The sequence below is a fragment of the Pseudomonas sp. SD17-1 genome, from assembly GCF_029201585.1.
In the GTDB taxonomy this organism is placed as follows: domain Bacteria; phylum Pseudomonadota; class Gammaproteobacteria; order Pseudomonadales; family Pseudomonadaceae; genus Aquipseudomonas; species Aquipseudomonas palmensis.
Window position 1 is genome coordinate 1,991,686 of the sequence record NZ_CP104044.1, and the last position, 15,704, is coordinate 2,007,389.

Genomic DNA, 15,704 nt, shown 5'->3' on the forward strand with positions numbered 1-15,704 from the left:
GCGCCGCCTGCGCTCGCAATGACAAGGCGTTTTGATATCACTTTTTCGTCTTACGCAAAAATCTCAAGGGCCGATACCTTCTAATAAGCACGTCAGCTGCATGACCGATGCAGCGCTTTTGGAGGGAACCGGAAGATGAGCTTGAGACGTTTGAACATTGCGCCGCGGGCAGGTCTGGGGTTTGGTCTGGTAGCGTTGCTGGTGTTTGCATTGGGGGCCTTCTCGCTCCTGCAGATGAGCAGCATGCGCCAGCAGTCCGAACAGATCGACAGCAACTGGCTGCCCAGTGTGATCTCTGTGGGGCAGATCAGCCAGGACATGTTCCGGATACGGGCGCTGACCCTGCGCCTGCTGCTCAACAGCGACAACGCCGCGCAGCAGCAGACCCATTCACGCATCGAGCAGATCAAGGGCGAACTGGGCAAGGAACAGCAACGCTACCAGGCCCTGATTGCATTGCCCGAGGAGCAGGCGCTGTTCGACCGCTACCTCAAGCTCGAGCAGCAGTACCTGGGCTATCAGGCACGGGTAGCGCAGATGGCCCTGCAGGGCCAGACAACGGAGGCGGTGGCGCTGGTCAACGGTGAGATGAACCAGCTGGCCGATCAGCTCACCACCACCCTCAACGAGCTGATCGCCCTCAACAACCATCACGCCAACATGGCCACCGAGCTTGCCGGCACGGTGTATGAGCGTGCCCGCCTGTGGGTGGTCGGCCTGCTGGTGGCCGCACTGGTGCTCACCGTTGTGCTGGCGCTGACGTTGACCCGCAGTATCGTGCGCCCGCTGGCGCAATCGCTGCAGGTGGCCGAGGTGGTCGCCACCGGCGACCTGACCCCGCAGATCAACGTGGAGGGCAGTGACGAGCCGGCGCGCTTGCAGGCGGCCCTCAAGCAGATGCAGCAGAGCCTGCGCGATACCATCGGGCGTATTTCCGATTCGTCCAACCAGCTGGCCTCGGCGTCCGAAGAGCTCAGCGCAGTGACCGAGGACGCTACCCGCGGCCTGCACCAGCAGACCCAGGAAATCGAGCAGGCCGCCACCGCCGTGAACCAGATGACCGCCGCGGTGGAAGAGGTGGCGAGCAATGCGGTGGCCACCTCCCAGGCCTCGACCAAGTCCGATCGCATTGCCCGTCAGGGGCGCGAGCAGGTGCGCCTGACGGTGGCGTCGATCGAGGCGCTGGCCGATGGCGTTACCGCCAATGCCGCGGAAGTCGGGCAGTTGGCCGAGCAGGTGCACGGCATCACCAAGGTGCTGGATGTGATCGGTTCGATCGCCGAGCAGACCAACCTGCTGGCCCTGAACGCGGCCATCGAGGCGGCGCGGGCGGGGGACGCCGGGCGCGGTTTTGCAGTGGTGGCCGACGAGGTACGGGCACTGGCCCATCGTACCCAGCAGTCGACACGGGAAATCGAACAGATGATCGGTGGCATCCAGGAGGGTACCGACCGGGCGGTGGAGGGCATGCAGCAGACCAACCAGCGTGCCCAGGGCACCCTGGATGGCGCGCATGCGGCGGGTACGGCGCTGGAAGAGATTGCCACGGCCATCAGCCTGATCAACGAGCGCAACCTGGTGATCGCCAGTGCGTCCGAGCAGCAGGCACAGGTGGCGCGGGAGGTGGACCGCAACCTGACCAACATCCGCGACCTGGCGCTGCAGAGCTCGGCGGGGGCCAACCAGACCAGCGCGGCGAGCCAGGCGTTGTCGCAGCTGGCCATCGAGCTCAATACGCTGGTGGGCAGGTTTTCGGTGTAACGCCTTTGGCCGGCAAGGCCGGCCCCTACAGGCATCGCGTGCCCTGTAGGAGCCGGCCTTGCCGGCCAATTGCCCCGAAAGCCGCAAACAAAAACGCCCCGAACCTGTCGGGGCGTTTCTACAGCAGGGGCGAGCCCTTGCTTACTTGCCAGCCCAGCGCTTGAGCACCAGGGTGGCATTGGTGCCGCCGAAACCGAAGCTGTTGCTCATCACGGTGTCGATCTTGGCATTTTCGCGGGTTTCGCGCAGAACTGGCAGGTCGGCCACTTCCGGGTCCAGCTCGTCGATGTTGGCGGAGCCGGCAATGAAGTTGCCTTCCATCATCAGCATGCAGTAGATCGCCTCGTGAACGCCGGCAGCGCCCAGCGAGTGGCCCGACAGGCTCTTGGTGGAGCTGATGGCCGGGGCCTTGTCGCCGAACACTTCACGCACACCCTTCATTTCGGCAACGTCACCGACCGGGGTCGAGGTGCCGTGGGTGTTCAGGTAGTCGATCGGGGTGTCGACGGTGGACAGCGCCTGCTGCATGCAGCGGATCGCGCCTTCGCCACTTGGGGCAACCATGTCGTAACCGTCGGAGGTCGCGCCGTAGCCAACGATTTCGGCGTAGATCTTCGCGCCACGGGCCAGAGCGTGCTCCAGCTCTTCGACCACTACCATGCCGCCACCGCCGGCGATGACGAAACCGTCACGGTCGGCATCGTAGGCGCGCGAGGCTTTTTCCGGGGTGTCGTTGCGCTTGCTGGACAGTGCGCCCATGGCGTCGAACAGGAACGACTGGCTCCAGTGCTCTTCTTCACCGCCACCGGCGAACACCACGTCCTGCTTGCCCATCTGGATCTGTTCCATCGCGGTACCGATGCAGTGCGCGCTGGTGGCGCACGCCGAGGCGATGGAGTAGTTCAGGCCCTTGATCTTGAACGGGGTGGCCAGGCACGCCGACACGGTGCTGCTCATGGTGCGGGTAACGCGGTATGGGCCGACGCGCTTGACGCCTTTTTCGCGCAGGATGTCCAGCGCTTCCATCTGGTTCAGGGTCGAGGCGCCGCCGGAACCGGCGATCAGACCGGTGCGCGGGTTGGACACCTGCTCTTCGCTCAGGCCCGAGTCCTTGATCGCGTCCTGCATCGCCAGGTAGGCGTAGGCGGCTGCGTGGCCGACGAAGCGATAGACCTTGCGGTCGATCAGCTCTTCGAGGTTGAGGTCGATGGAACCGGAAACCTGGCTGCGCAGCCCCATTTCCTTGTATTCCGGGTTGAAACGGATGCCCGGACGGCTTTTACGCAGGTTTTCGGAGACGGTCTCTTTGTCATTGCCCAGGCACGATACGATGCCCAGACCTGTGATTACGACGCGGCGCATGCGAATAACCCTTAGAAATTTTCAGTGGAGGTAAATACACCGACCCGAAGGCCTTCGGCGGTGTAGATCTCGCGGCCGTCGACGCTGACCGAGCCATCGGCGATGGCCATGTTCAGCTTGCCTTTCAGGACGCGCTTGATGTGGATGTTATAGGTGACTTTCTTGGCGGTCGGCAGTACCTGACCGAAGAACTTCACTTCGCCCGAACCCAGGGCCCGGCCACGGCCTGGCAGGCCTTGCCAGCCCAGGAAGAATCCGACCAGCTGCCACATGGCATCCAGGCCCAGGCAGCCTGGCATCACCGGGTCGCCTTCGAAATGGCAGGCGAAGAACCACAGGTCTGGACTGATATCCAGCTCGGCGACCAACTCACCTTTGCCGTACTTGCCACCCTCTTGGCTGATGTGCGTGATGCGATCCACCATCAGCATGTTAGGGGCGGGCAGTTGCGCGTTACCTGGGCCGAACAGCTCACCGCGACTGCAGCGCAGCAGGTCTTCCCGGGTAAAGGCGTTTTGTTTGGTCATGCGAGCTCCTCAATAGTCACCGTGCGGCACGGGGTAGATCTTCCCGACCGACCCAAAAGCCTCAGGCTTGGGGCGGCAGCCTACACATAGACTATTGCGTTGTAGTGAAAGTCACAGCACAGGGGACGAAGATGTACACTTGTGCACTGAAATTTTTATGACAAGCCCGGCAAGGGCCCGGTTCAGTCTGTAAGACTGCCGCACTTTAGCATTTATCGCCAGTCACAGATGCCTGTGCGGGCAGCCAGCGTTGCAGAATCTGCTGCAGATCAATGCGTTTGAACGGCTTGGTCAGGTAGTCGTTCATGCCGGCGGCCAGGCAGCGTTCGCGATCGCCCTGCAGCGCGTTGGCAGTCAGGGCGATGATCGGCATGGCTGCGGCATGGGGGATCTGGCGGATGCGCCGGGTGGCCTCGTAGCCGTCGATGACCGGCAGGCGGCAATCCATCAGCGTGGCGGCAAAGCGCTGGCGGCTGGCCAGCGCCACCGCCTGGGCGCCATCGGCGGCCAGGCACACCTCGAACCCCAGGCTGCGCAGCATGGCCTGGGTCACGGCCTGGTTCACCGGGTTGTCCTCCACCAGCAGGATGCGCCGGCCCTGGCCAGGGTCACTGTTGTCGGCCCTGGGCGCAGGCAGCGTGGGGTTCTGCTGCATGCATAGCGCCAGCGGCATTTCCAGGGTAAAGGTCGAGCCCCTGCCTTCACGGCTTTCGGCACGCAGCGTGCCGCCCATGCGCTCGGTCAGGGTGCGGGCGATAGACAGCCCCAGGCCGGTACCGCCGTAACGTCGTGAAATAGAACTGTCGGCCTGCTGGAAGGCAACGAACATGGTTTCCAGGCGCTCGCTGTCGATACCGATGCCGGTATCGCGCACCGCACAGGTGAACCAGATCAGTTGTCGGTCCAGTACCTGCCAGCGCGGTTCGATCTGCACGCTGCCGTGTTCGGTGAACTTCAGCGCGTTGCCGATCAGGTTCACCAGCACCTGGCGGATGCGGGTCGGGTCGCCGGCCACGCGCAACTGTTCCATGCCCGGCGGCAGTGGCGCCAGCAGCAGCAATCCGCGCTGCTGGGCGACATGCTGGAACGACTGCGTGCAACTGCCCAGCAGCTCGGCCAGGTTGAACTCGATGTGCTCCAGCTCCAGCGTCGTGCGCTCGATCCGCGAGAAGTCGAGGATGTCGTTGATCACCTTGAGCAGATGGCCGGTGGACTCGCTGGCCACGGCCGCGTACTCGCTCTGTTCTTCGCTCAGCGCGGTGGTCTGCAGCAGTTGCAGCATGCCCAGCACCCCGTTCATGGGGGTGCGCAGCTCGTGGCTCATCATCGCCAGGAAGTCCGACTTGGCCTTGTTCGCCTGTTCCGCTTCCTCGCGGGCCTGGATCAGCTGGGCGATGGCCTGTTGCTGCTCGTGGCTGGCCTGTGCCAGGCCGCTGGCCAGGTTGTTGATGTGGCGGGCCAGGTGGCCCAACTCGCTGTCGTCGACCACCGGCAGCGGCGCATTGAAGTCGCCTTTCTGGATGGCCTTGACCGCGTGCCCCATGTCGCTGATCGGACGCGACAGGCTGCGCGCCAGGCGCCGTGCGAGGATGAAGGTGAACAGCAGGGCGAACAGGGCCAGGATCGCGGCCTTGATCACGATTTCCTGCTGGCGCTGGTTGAAGGCGTCATCGGACATGCCCACGATCACCCGGCCCAGGTAATCGTCCTTGCGGGTCGAGGCCGAGCCGCCGTTGTGCAGGAAATCGCTGTCCAGAAAGATCCGCTGCAGGCGGATAGGCGCCTGGAACACCTCGACCTGCTGGGGGCGGTTCTCGTGCTCGTCGGCCTGCTCGACATACACCAGGATGTGGTTTTCGCTGTCCTGCACTTCGAGAAAGCGCACATGCGGGATGGTCAGGGTGGCGCGCATCAGGCTCTCGAGCACTTCGTCATTGCCCGAAATGACCCCGTACTCCGAGGCCGGTGCCAACTGGTTGGCGATCAGCTGGCCGGTATGGTTGAGCTCCTGGCGCAAGTCCTGGATGCGTACGAAGGTGAAGAAGCTGATCAGCAGCAACGTCAGCAGCAGGGCCGGCCCCAGGCTGATGATCTGGGTGCGGGTACTGATATCCCAGGTCAGTTTTTTCATCGGTGCTTCTCTCCTGCGGCCACGGCCTGCTGTGCGGCCACCGGGTCTACCGCCTCGATGCCCAGGGCTCGGGCCACCTGCTGGTTGCCGGCCACGCGAAATCGCTCGGGGTACAACGTCCGCGGCCAGGCCGCCGGCGGCTGGTCGAGCAGGCGGTCGAGCACCGCCAGCCAGTCATGCTGGTCGCTCAGGGTACTGGCCAGCCCGCCGGCGCGCACGAACCCGGCATTCGGACCGATCAGCGGGACCTGGCGTGCATAGCTGCTCAGCAGCAGGTGCTTGGCCGTGGTGGCGTTGTACAGCAGTGGGTCGTCCAGGCCCAGTAGCACATCGCTGTTTTTGAGCACGGCCTGCAGCGGCCGATTGTCACGCGGGTCGGGCCAGGCCTGGGCGATGATCTCAAGGCGCAGCGCCTTGGCCGCCTGGCGCAGCTCGTCGAGCAGGAACCGGCTGTTCTCGGTATATAGCACACCAATGCGCCTGGCCTGGGGCAGCAGGTAGTGGGCCAGGCGCAACTGGCGCGCGGGCGGCGGGTCGCTCCACAGCAGGCTCAGGTAGGACGGGCGTCGGTCGCCCAGGTGCCGGCTGGCCTGTACTCGGCTGACCCGCAAGGCCAGCGTCGGCGGGCCTTCGGCCTGTTTCAGGCGCCAGTCCAGTGCGGCCAGGTCGAGCAGAATCAGGCGCGTGCCCGGCTTGAGCCTGTGCCCGGCAGGCAGTTCTGACACGGCGGTGAAGCGCACGTGATCGGTGGGGCGCTGCGCGCGCAGGGCGGTGACGAAGTCGCGCACGCCTGCATTGCCCTGGGCGGCGGTAACCAGAATGTCTGCGGCCGCCAGTGCGCTCAGCGGCCACGCCAGCATCAGCACCAGGCAAGCGTGCAGCAGGCGCATCAGAACTCCAGCTCCGCGCTCAGGTACAGCACCTGCCGGCTGTCGTAGCGGTTCTGCCAGTTGCTGGTGGGCTCGTCATCCAGGCGTTGCTGAAGCATCCCGGCCAGCTCCAGGCTGGCGTTGCGGATGGGGATGCGCCTGGCCACGCGCAGGTCGATACGCTCGAAGCGGTACTGGTTGAGGGCGTCGTCGCCGTAGTAGAACACTGCGCTCGACCAGCCTCGGCCCCAGTCGCGCAGCCAGCCGGCCGAGCCGCTGTTGCGTGCGCTGAGGTGGCGGTCATCGGGGTTGCTGGCCCAGGCATCCACATAGGCGTAGGTCAGGCGCAGGCGGTCGGCACTGCGCAGTTGCCAGTCCAGTTGCGCCTCGCTGCCGGTGAAACGCGCCTTGTTGGCGTTGCTGGCGATGGGCCGGTTGTTGCGCAGCGGTTCGCTGACCATGCCGGTGAGCTGGTCATGGAACAGCTTGATGTCCAGTCTCAGGCCGATTTCGCTGAAAAAGCCGTTGTAGCCCAGCTCCTGCGAGCGCATGCGTTCCTGGTCGAGGTCGCCCGGGCCGCGGGTGGTGACGAAGTACTCGGCGTGGCGCTGGCCGAAGGCGGCCGGGCGCAGGTTGTCGACGCGGTAGCTCCAGTTGACGTTGTTCTCGAACATGTCCGGCGAGCGTACCGCCTCCGAGTACACCGCACGCAGGCCGTGGCGCGGGGTGATCAGGTAGTTCACGGCCAGGCGCGGGGCCAGCGAGCTGCCCGCCAGCCGGGTATCCTCGAACATAGCGCCGCCCTGCACGATCCAGTGTTCGTCGGCGCGCCACTCGAGCTGGCCGAACAGGCGCCAGGTGGTGTCGTCGAGGCTGCCATCGTAGTAGGTCTGCGAGTCGGCCCGGTCGTAGCGGTAGGCGACGCCGCTGACCAGGCGCAGGCTGTCGCTCAGGCTCAGGGTGTCCTGCAGCTCCAGGTCCAGGCGGCTTTCGCGGGTACTCTGGTCGATGTCGCCGCACACCGGGTTGGCACCGCCGTTGTGCCACTGCTGGCGGACCTCGCGGGCCAGCGCCTGCTCCTGGTCGCTGCCGGGAGGAATCGGCGCGTCGATGTTGCGGGCCAGGCGTTCGGTATAGCCCGGGTTGAGCCGCCACAGCTGCGCCAGTTGCGGGCTGAAGGCGATGGCCGCATCGCACGCGCGCCACACCTGCTGGCGATCCCAGTGCAGCGCCGAACCCTGCAGGTACAGGCTGTGCCGCGGGTCCAGGTCGATGTTCCAGCGTACCGAGGCGGCGTAGTCCTTGGCATTCACGTCGGCGTTCGCCCCTGCGCCGCTAACGCCGGGGAACACCGGGGTATAGGCATAGGGGCGCTGCTCGCTGCCTTCCTTGGCGGAAAACTGCCAGTCCAGGCTCTGCTCGGCGTTCAGCGCATGGCTGGCGCTCAGGCTCAGGCGGGTCAGGCGGCGGCCATCGCGGTAGTGCTGGCCCTGCGCGTTGTGGTCAAAGCCGTCGTCCTGCTGGCCCGACAGCGACAGGCGCAGGTCGCCGCCTTCCCAGCCCAGGCCCTGGCTGGCGTACCAGTCGTCGATGCCGCGCTGGCCGCGGATCACCTTGAGCCGCGTGCCATGGCTGTCGGCCGGGCTGCGGGTGAGGATGTTGACCACCGCCATCAGTGCATTGGCGCCATAGCTGACGGTGTTGGGCCCGCGGAACACCTCGATGCGCTCGATATCCTCCAGTGCCAGCGGGATATCGCCCCAGTCCACCGTCGCCAGCCCCGCGCGGTACACCGAACGGCCATCGACCAGCACCTGCATGCGCCGCGCATCGTTGACGCTGCTGCCGTGGTAGTTGGCCGCCGGCTGGTTGCCCGCGCCGTAGCCGACCATCATGCCGGGCACCAGGCGCAGCAGTTCGGGTACGTTGCGCGCGCCGCTGGCGCGGATCAGCTCACTGTCGAGCACGCTCATGCTGCCGGGCACCGCCGCCGGCGACTGCCTGAGGCGGGTGGCGGTCAGGATCTGCGGCAGCGCCTGGCTGTCGACGAACAGGTCGTCCGCCACCGCCGGACCGCCCAGCAGGGCAGTCAGCAGAACCAGCGGGCGCGAGGGGGGAGGGCCAAGATGCACGGCGCGGCCTTGATGGCGGGTATCGAGCGGGCATGTTAACCGAGTAGCCGGCTTTTTCCAGCGATCAAACCCGCATTGCTGCGGTCCAATCGCACATCTGGCGCTGGCCGTGGCCTTAACGCTCCGTATAATGCGGGGGTCGCCACTTTATTGGTTTTAACGGATTGGATATGACTGAACAGCAGCCTGTTGCAGTTCTTGGAGGCGGGAGCTTTGGTACCGCCGTGGCGAACCTGCTGGCCGAGAATGGTGTCGAGGTACGGCAGTGGATGCGCGACCCCGAGCAAGCCGAGGCCATGCGCAACAACCGCGAAAACCCGCGCTACCTCAAGGGCGTGAAGATCCACCCGGGCGTCGAGCCGGTCAACGACCTGCTGGCCACCCTGCAGGCCTGCGAGCTGATCTTCGTCGCCTTGCCGTCCAGCGCCCTGCGCAGCGTGCTGGCGCCCCATGCCGAGCTGCTGAGCAACAAGCTGCTGGTGAGCCTGACCAAGGGCATCGAGGCGCACACCTTCAAGCTGATGAGCCAGATTCTAGAAGAGATCGCCCCACAGGCGCGCATCGGCGTGCTCTCCGGGCCCAACCTGGCCCGCGAGGTGGCCGAGCACGCGCTGACCGCCACCGTGGTCGCCAGCGAGGACGAGCAGCTGTGCCAGCGGGTCCAGGCCGTGCTGCACGGGCGTACCTTCCGTGTCTATGCCAGCAACGACCGCTTTGGCGTCGAGCTGGGCGGCGCCCTGAAGAACGTCTATGCCATCATCGCCGGCATGGCGGTGGCGCTGGGCATGGGCGAGAACACCAAGAGCATGCTGATCACCCGCGCGCTGGCCGAGATGACCCGCTTCGCGGTCAGCCAGGGCGCCAACCCGATGACGTTCCTGGGCCTGGCCGGTGTCGGCGACCTGATCGTCACCTGCTCCTCGCCCAAGAGCCGCAACTACCAGGTCGGCCATGCCCTGGGCCAGGGGCTGAGCCTGGACGAGGCGGTCAACCGCCTGGGCGAGGTGGCCGAAGGGGTCAACACCCTCAAGGTGCTCAAGGCCAAGGCCGAGCAAGTGCAGGTGTACATGCCGCTGGTAGCCGGCCTGCATGCCATCCTGTTCGAAGGCCGGACCCTGAGCCAGGTGATCGAGCTGCTGATGCGCGGCGAGCCGAAAACCGACGTCGACTTCATTTCCACCAGCGGTTTCAACTGAATTACAGGAGCAGGGCATGAACGAGTCCCCAAAACAGGCGCAGCGCGAATCGATCATCTTGCGTGTGCTGTGGATGCTGGTGTTCCTACTGGTATGGCAACTGGCCGAGCTGCTGCTGGGTGGCCTGGTGGTGGTGCAACTGGTGTACCGGCTGATCTACGGCGCACCCAGTGCCAGCCTGATGAACTTCGGCGACAGCCTGAGCCAGTTTCTGGCCCAGATCGGTCGCTTCGGCAGTTTCCACACCGACCAGAAGCCCTGGCCGTTCGCCGACTGGCCCACCCCGCGCGCGCCGGAAGGCGAAACCGCCCACAGCGTGCCGCCTGCGCCACACCCGGCGCGTGACGAAGAGCCCAAGCTGTGAGGCTGTGGGTACTGCGCCACGGTGAAGCCGAGCCCCGCGCCAACAGCGACGCCGAACGCCGGCTGACCGACCACGGTCGCGAGCAGGTGCTGCGCAGTGCCGCCCAGTTGCTCGGCTGCGCGCCGCAGGTGATCCTGGCCAGCCCCTATGTACGCGCGCAGCAGACCGCTGCGCTGGTCCACGAGGCGCTGGGTTTGGACAAGCCGGTGCAGACCGTGCCCTGGCTCACTCCCGAAAGCGACCCGCAGCAGGTCATCGCCGAGCTGGGCAGGCTGGGGGTGGAGCAGGTGCTGCTGGTCAGCCATCAACCGCTGGTGGGCACGCTGGTGTGCCTGCTCGAGCATGGCCACCGCAAGGACCCCGCACCCATGGGCACCGCCAGCCTGGCCGAACTCGACGGCGACCACCCCCTGGCCGGGCTGATGACACTGCGCAGTCTCACTCCCACCTGATCGCCAACCACGACAAGGAATGCTGCATGAGCCTCTGGAAAACCCAACCCGATATCGACCAGCTCAACGCCCGCCAGAAAGGCACCATCGGCGAAGTGCTGGATATTCGCTTCGAAGGCTTCACCGACGACTCCCTGAGCGCCAGCATGGTCGTCGACCAGCGCACCCACCAGCCGTTCGGCCTGCTGCACGGCGGCGCCTCGGTGGTGCTGGCCGAGAGCGTCGGCTCCATGGCCAGCTACCTGTGCATCGACACCACGCGGTTCTATTGCGTGGGCCTGGAGATCAACGCCAACCACCTGCGCGGTGTGCGCAGCGGGCGCGTCACGGCCACTGCCCGGCCCGTGCACATTGGCCGCAGCACTCATGTGTGGGACATCCGCCTGAGCACCGAAGACGGCAAGCTCAACTGCATCTCGCGCCTGACCATCGCCGTCATCGCGCTGGGCGACAACCCACCGGCGACCTGATATTTCTACCAGTTGTTGCCCATGCCCTGCCTTGCTAGCGTGCCCCCAGGACCCATCGGGGGCGCGAACAGGAGTTTGGCGATGAACACACCGGATCCGGAAATGGCAGGCTCGGCCTACTTCTACGACATCGTGCGCCAGGTCGAGCGTGCCCAGGCGCTGGATTTTGCCGAGTACAACGTGCTCAAGGACAGCGCCGAGGCCAAGCTCGACGAGTTGATGCGACGCCTGGAGGGGCTGCGCGAGCTCAGGCAATTGCGCGAGACGGGCCGCCTGATGGGGCATCAGTTGCAGGCCACCTGCCTGGCACTGCGCCGGGCCGAACTGAGCCGCGAGCACAAGCGCAAGGCACGCGATGCGCTCGAGTACCAGTTGCTGTACCTGCAGGCCTGCCTGCGCCGTTCGATCGCCAGCTTCGACGCGAATTGACCTGATCGTCGTGCTCCCTGGCCTGTACGGATGTTGCCGGGTGTTGCCGCGGCGGGGAAAATGGCCCGATTCCCCTTCGCGGACAGGCGACCATGACGCAGCAGATCTTCTTCGCCCATGCCAACGGCTTCCCCTCGGCCACCTACGGCAAGCTGTTCGCTGCGCTGGCCCCCGATTATCACGTCACCCACCTGCCGCAGCACGCGCACGACCCGCGCTTTCCGGTCAACGACAACTGGCAGAACCTGGTCGATGAACTGATCCATCACCTGGAGCAGCAGCCCGAGCCGGTGTGGGGGGTAGGGCACTCGCTGGGCGGGGTGCTGCACCTGCACGCGGCGATGCGCTGCCCGCAGTACTACCGTGGGGTGGTGATGCTCGATTCGCCGGTGCTGACCCGAGCCGACGAGTGGCTGATCCAGCTGGCCAAGCGCTTTGGCTTCATTGACCGCATCACCCCGGCCGGCCGCACCCTGGGACGCCGCGAGGCGTTCGCCGACCGCGAGAGCGCCCGGGCCTACTTCACCGGCAAGGCGCTGTTTCGCCAGTTCGACCCCGACTGCTTCGAGGCTTATCTGGAACATGGCCTGCAGGACGAGGGCGAGCAGTTGCGCCTGCGCTTCGACCCGGCCACCGAGATCAGCATCTATCGCAGCCTGCCCCACGTAAGCCCCGGCCCGGCCCGCCAGCTGACGCTGCCGCTGGCGATGGTGCGTGGCAGCCAGAGCCGCGTGGTACGCCGCCACCACGCGTATGCCGTGCGCAGCATGCCCAGGGGCGAGTTCCACAGCCTGCCGGGTGGGCACATGTTTCCGCTGGAGCGCCCGCATGACACCGCGAGCCTGATCAAGGGCCTGTTCGATCGCTGGCAGGAGGCGGTGCAATGAGTGGCGTGGAGGAAGTGCGCCTGAACCTGGGGCACATCGAACTGGCAGCGCACCTGTTCGGCCCGCAGCAGGGCATCCCGGTTATCGCCCTGCATGGCTGGCTCGACAACGCCAACACCTTCGCGCGCCTGGCGCCCCGGCTGCATGGGCTGCGCATCGTGGCGCTGGACCTGGCCGGGCATGGCTATTCAGACCATCGGCCGGTGGGCGCCGGCTACGCGCTGTGGGACTACGCCCACGACGTGCTGCGGGTAGCCGAGCAACTGGGCTGGCAACGGTTTGCCCTGCTCGGGCACTCGCTGGGGGCGATCATCTCGGTGATCCTGGCCGGTGCCTTGCCCGAGCGGATCACCCGCCTGGCGCTGATCGACGGGGTGATCCCGCCCGGCGCCGGCCCCCAGGACACGGCCGAGCGCATGGGCATGGCCTTGCAGGCGCAGTTGCGCCAGGGCGGCAAGGGCAAGACCGTCTACCCGACCCTGGAGCTGGCGGTGCAGGCGCGCATGCAGGGCATGGTCGCGGTCACCCGCGAGGCCGCCGAGCTGCTGGCCCAGCGCGGCCTGATGCCGGTGCCGGGTGGCTACACCTGGCGCAGCGACAGCCGCCTGACCCTGCCGTCGCCGCTGCGCATGAGCGAAGAACAGGCGCTGACCTTCGTGCGCCGCATCGCCTGTCCGACCCAATTGGTGGTGGCCGCCGACGGCATGCTGGCGCGCAACACCCCCCTGCTCGAGCAGCTACCCTTCAAGCTGGAACAGCTGCCGGGCGGGCACCACCTGCACCTGAACGACGAGTCGGGCGCCAGCCTTGTTGCAGACTGTTTCAATCGCTTCTTTGCCATTTCTTGACTTGCGGCGGGCAACTGTCGAGGCTTGGCGGGTTGAACAGGGAGACAACCATGACCAAGCGCGACACCGTTGCACCTTTTTTCGCCATCGAGGCCCTTAGCGCCATGGCCCGCCAATGAGTATTTCGCGTCTGATTCGAACAGGCCTTGCCGGCCTGGCCGTGCTTGCCAGCACACCACTGATGGCCGATCAACTGCCGATTCCGGTGGATGCCAAGGTAGTGGGCCAGACCAGTGCGCAGGAACTGGAGCAGGAACAGGAGCGGGTGTACCCCCTCGGTTCGCTGCGCAAGATCAGCAATGTGGTACGCATGGAGGGCAAGGTCGAGGGCCGCGGCAAGGTCAGCTATGCCACCTACCAGCTGCCGGCCGAGCGCAGTGCCAACGAAGCCTTTACCGCCGCCCGCGAATCCTTGCAGACCGCAGGTGGCTATCCGCTGTTCTGGTGCCAGGGGCAGGACTGCGGTGAAAGCAGCCTGTGGTCGGCGCAGCTGGCCGGGCGATTCAACCTGACCGGTGCCGACAATCAGCAGGCGTTCATTCTGTTGCGCCGCTCCGGCGCCTCCAGCGACACCCTGGTTGCGCTGTACAGCATCACCAAGGGCAATCGGCGCGCGTACCTGCATGTCGAGGAGTTTGTGGCCAACGCACCGCTGGGCGAGGTGTTGCCCACGCCGGCCACCGTGCAGCGCGAACTGCTGAGCACCGGCAAGCTCGACTATGCCGACCTCAAGGGCGAACCGCAGCCGGCCTGGGTCAACCTGCTGTCGCGCAGCCTCAACCTGAACAGTACCTTGCGCGTGACCCTGACCGGCGCCCAGGCCGAGGCCTGGCGCGAGCAACTGGTCAAGGCCGGGGTGCGCGCAGCACGGCTTGAAGTGGGTACGCAGCCGGCTGCCGGGCTGCATGTCGAACTGATCCGCTGACCGGGGCCGCTATGCTCAACAACGATCGCCTGCTGGTGCAGATCATCCTTATCGGCCTGCTGGGGGCCGGTCTGTGGGTCATGGCCCCGTTCATTTCCGCGCTGCTGTGGGGGGCGATCCTGGCCTATGCCAGCTGGCCGCTGATGCGCCTGCTCACGCGCGTGCTCGGCGGGCGCGAAACCCTCGCGGCGAGCGTACTGACGGGCGTATGGATGCTGCTGGTGGCATTGCCGCTGGTGTGGCTGGGCTTCAACCTGGCCGACCATATTCGTGATGCCACCGCGTTCGTGCGCGACGTGCAGGTCGACGGCCTGCCCGATGCGCCTGCCTGGCTGGGCGGCATACCCTTCGTGGGGGAGCGCCTGGTCGGCTTCTGGGACACCCTCGACCAGCAGGGCGCGGCCATGCTGGCGGCGATCAAGCCACACCTGGGGCAGGTGGGCAACTGGTTGCTGGCCCGCAGTGCGCAGATCGGCGGCGGGATTCTCGAACTGACCCTGAGCCTGGTGTTCGTGTTCTTCTTCTACCGTGACGGGCCGCGGCTGTCGGCCTTCGTGCTGCGCCTGCTGAACCGCCTGATCGGCGAGCGCGCCGAATACTACCTGGACCTGGTGGCTGGCACCGTGCAACGGGTGGTCAACGGCGTGATCGGCACCGCAGCGGCGCAAGCCCTGCTGGCGCTGATCGGCTTCCTGATCGCCGGGGTGCCGGGCGCGCTGGTGCTGGGCCTGGTGACCTTCCTGCTCAGCCTGATCCCCATGGGGCCGCCGCTGGCCTGGGTGCCGGCCACCGCATGGCTGGCGTGGCAGGGCCAGTACGGCATGGCGGTGTTCCTGGGGATCTGGGGCACGTTCATCATCAGTGGCGTGGACAACGTGCTCAAGCCCTACCTGATCAGCCGGGGCGGCAACCTGCCGCTGGTGATCGTGCTGCTGGGGGTGTTTGGCGGGTTGCTGGCGTTCGGCTTCATCGGCCTGTTCATCGGCCCCACGCTGCTGGCAGTGGCCTACAGCCTGCTGCTGGACTGGACCCGCAGCGAGCCGCAGCACCCGCCGCGGGCCTGATCGCACCGGCCTGGCTGGCCGGGCCGCCCTTGCCAGGCGCCGGCCCTGCCGGCCAACGGGGCGTCCCAGCCATGCCGATTCGCTCTCTTTACGCATTCTTTATACCCAACCCTCGCTAGCCCTCTCGCCCCTTTACGCCCCCCCTCCCGACAATCACCGTCAGCGGCACCGTGCCGCGGGACGGAGATTCTTCATGAGCATTCTGGACGGGGTGTCACTGCTGCTGGCAGTGGCGTTGTTTGTGTACCTGATGGCCGCGCTGCTGCGCGCCGATCGCGGTTAGGAGC

At 66.1% G+C, this 15,704-nt stretch carries 16 protein-coding genes; 11 read left to right on the forward strand and 5 right to left on the reverse strand.

Going from position 1 to position 15,704, the window contains the following annotated elements:
• Nucleotides 1–135: 135 nt before the first annotated feature.
• Nucleotides 136–1,761: a methyl-accepting chemotaxis protein gene (locus N0B28_RS08905; RefSeq protein WP_275731523.1), complete on the forward strand. Its 1,626-nt coding sequence runs from the start codon at nt 136–138 to the stop codon at nt 1,759–1,761.
• 141 nt (nt 1,762–1,902) lie between these two features.
• Here the strand turns inward: N0B28_RS08905 and fabB are convergent, their stop codons facing one another.
• From fabB to N0B28_RS08930, 5 genes are all read right to left on the reverse strand, one after another.
• Nucleotides 1,903–3,123, reverse strand: coding sequence for a beta-ketoacyl-ACP synthase I (gene fabB / locus N0B28_RS08910; protein WP_054915677.1), 1,221 nt, complete (start codon nt 3,121–3,123; stop codon nt 1,903–1,905).
• A gap of 11 nt (nt 3,124–3,134) precedes the next feature.
• The gene (gene fabA, locus N0B28_RS08915) at nt 3,135–3,650 is read right to left on the reverse strand and encodes a 3-hydroxyacyl-[acyl-carrier-protein] dehydratase FabA (protein ID WP_043863120.1); all 516 of its coding nucleotides are present in this window, start codon (nt 3,648–3,650) and stop codon (nt 3,135–3,137) included.
• Between the two features lie 205 nt (nt 3,651–3,855).
• Entirely contained in the window at nt 3,856–5,781 is a 1,926-nt protein-coding gene (locus N0B28_RS08920; protein ID WP_236176406.1) for an ATP-binding protein, read from the reverse strand.
• Nucleotides 5,778–6,671: an ABC transporter substrate binding protein gene (locus N0B28_RS08925; protein WP_275731526.1), complete on the reverse strand. Its 894-nt coding sequence runs from the start codon at nt 6,669–6,671 to the stop codon at nt 5,778–5,780. The genes N0B28_RS08920 and N0B28_RS08925 overlap by 4 nt, the downstream gene beginning before the upstream one ends.
• Complete coding sequence (locus N0B28_RS08930; protein WP_275731528.1) at nt 6,671–8,782, reverse strand: TonB-dependent receptor; 2,112 nt, start codon at nt 8,780–8,782, stop codon at nt 6,671–6,673. Before N0B28_RS08930 ends, N0B28_RS08925 begins: the two co-directional genes overlap by 1 nt.
• Before the next feature lie 170 nt (nt 8,783–8,952).
• On the opposite strand from N0B28_RS08930, the gene N0B28_RS08935 reads away from it, so the two are divergent.
• From N0B28_RS08935 to kdpF, 10 genes are all read left to right on the forward strand, one after another.
• On the forward strand, nt 8,953–9,978 hold the full coding sequence (locus N0B28_RS08935) for an NAD(P)H-dependent glycerol-3-phosphate dehydrogenase (protein WP_043863116.1): 1,026 nt from the start codon (nt 8,953–8,955) through the stop codon (nt 9,976–9,978).
• Between the two features lie 16 nt (nt 9,979–9,994).
• Nucleotides 9,995–10,342 carry a DUF4389 domain-containing protein gene (locus tag N0B28_RS08940; RefSeq protein WP_078480467.1) on the forward strand — a complete coding sequence of 116 codons (348 nt, stop codon included), beginning with the start codon at nt 9,995–9,997 and terminating at the stop codon, nt 10,340–10,342.
• Complete coding sequence (sixA, locus tag N0B28_RS08945) at nt 10,339–10,794, forward strand: phosphohistidine phosphatase SixA (protein WP_275731530.1); 456 nt, start codon at nt 10,339–10,341, stop codon at nt 10,792–10,794. The genes N0B28_RS08940 and sixA overlap by 4 nt, the downstream gene beginning before the upstream one ends.
• A 26-nt stretch (nt 10,795–10,820) precedes the next feature.
• Nucleotides 10,821–11,264, forward strand: a complete 444-nt coding sequence (locus N0B28_RS08950; protein ID WP_043863113.1) for a hotdog fold thioesterase — start codon at nt 10,821–10,823, stop codon at nt 11,262–11,264.
• A gap of 81 nt (nt 11,265–11,345) precedes the next feature.
• Nucleotides 11,346–11,693, forward strand: a complete 348-nt coding sequence (locus tag N0B28_RS08955) for a hypothetical protein (RefSeq protein WP_043863112.1) — start codon at nt 11,346–11,348, stop codon at nt 11,691–11,693.
• 92 nt (nt 11,694–11,785) lie between these two features.
• Nucleotides 11,786–12,580 (forward strand): alpha/beta hydrolase, encoded by a 795-nt coding sequence (locus tag N0B28_RS08960; protein WP_054915681.1) that lies wholly within the window; start codon nt 11,786–11,788, stop codon nt 12,578–12,580.
• Nucleotides 12,577–13,428: an alpha/beta hydrolase gene (locus N0B28_RS08965; RefSeq protein WP_054915682.1), complete on the forward strand. Its 852-nt coding sequence runs from the start codon at nt 12,577–12,579 to the stop codon at nt 13,426–13,428. Before N0B28_RS08960 ends, N0B28_RS08965 begins: the two co-directional genes overlap by 4 nt.
• Before the next feature lie 115 nt (nt 13,429–13,543).
• Nucleotides 13,544–14,353 (forward strand): DUF4892 domain-containing protein, encoded by an 810-nt coding sequence (locus tag N0B28_RS08970; RefSeq protein WP_123752246.1) that lies wholly within the window; start codon nt 13,544–13,546, stop codon nt 14,351–14,353.
• A gap of 11 nt (nt 14,354–14,364) precedes the next feature.
• The gene (locus N0B28_RS08975; protein WP_043863108.1) at nt 14,365–15,417 is read left to right on the forward strand and encodes an AI-2E family transporter; all 1,053 of its coding nucleotides are present in this window, start codon (nt 14,365–14,367) and stop codon (nt 15,415–15,417) included.
• Nucleotides 15,418–15,610: 193 nt separating this feature from the next.
• A complete protein-coding gene (kdpF, locus tag N0B28_RS08980; RefSeq protein ID WP_043863107.1) occupies nt 15,611–15,700 on the forward strand; it encodes a K(+)-transporting ATPase subunit F in 90 nt (29 codons plus the stop codon).
• The last annotated feature ends 4 nt before the right edge of the window (nt 15,701–15,704 follow it).

Bases quoted from the DNA above. Each gene is read 5' to 3' on its own strand.
- kdpF (WP_043863107.1), top strand. From the start codon at position 15,611: ATGAGCATTCTGGACGGGGTGTCACTGCTGCTGGCAGTGGCGTTGTTT.
- N0B28_RS08965 (WP_054915682.1), top strand. From the start codon at position 12,577: ATGAGTGGCGTGGAGGAAGTGCGCCTGAACCTGGGGCACATCGAACTG.
- fabB (WP_054915677.1), bottom strand. From the start codon at position 3,123: ATGCGCCGCGTCGTAATCACAGGTCTGGGCATCGTATCGTGCCTGGGC.
- N0B28_RS08935 (WP_043863116.1), top strand. From the start codon at position 8,953: ATGACTGAACAGCAGCCTGTTGCAGTTCTTGGAGGCGGGAGCTTTGGT.
- N0B28_RS08950 (WP_043863113.1), top strand. From the start codon at position 10,821: ATGAGCCTCTGGAAAACCCAACCCGATATCGACCAGCTCAACGCCCGC.
- N0B28_RS08940 (WP_078480467.1), top strand. From the start codon at position 9,995: ATGAACGAGTCCCCAAAACAGGCGCAGCGCGAATCGATCATCTTGCGT.
- N0B28_RS08970 (WP_123752246.1), top strand. From the start codon at position 13,544: ATGAGTATTTCGCGTCTGATTCGAACAGGCCTTGCCGGCCTGGCCGTG.
- N0B28_RS08960 (WP_054915681.1), top strand. From the start codon at position 11,786: ATGACGCAGCAGATCTTCTTCGCCCATGCCAACGGCTTCCCCTCGGCC.
- N0B28_RS08975 (WP_043863108.1), top strand. From the start codon at position 14,365: ATGCTCAACAACGATCGCCTGCTGGTGCAGATCATCCTTATCGGCCTG.
- N0B28_RS08905 (WP_275731523.1), top strand. From the start codon at position 136: ATGAGCTTGAGACGTTTGAACATTGCGCCGCGGGCAGGTCTGGGGTTT.
- N0B28_RS08925 (WP_275731526.1), bottom strand. From the start codon at position 6,671: ATGCGCCTGCTGCACGCTTGCCTGGTGCTGATGCTGGCGTGGCCGCTG.
- fabA (WP_043863120.1), bottom strand. From the start codon at position 3,650: ATGACCAAACAAAACGCCTTTACCCGGGAAGACCTGCTGCGCTGCAGT.
- N0B28_RS08920 (WP_236176406.1), bottom strand. From the start codon at position 5,781: ATGAAAAAACTGACCTGGGATATCAGTACCCGCACCCAGATCATCAGC.
- N0B28_RS08955 (WP_043863112.1), top strand. From the start codon at position 11,346: ATGAACACACCGGATCCGGAAATGGCAGGCTCGGCCTACTTCTACGAC.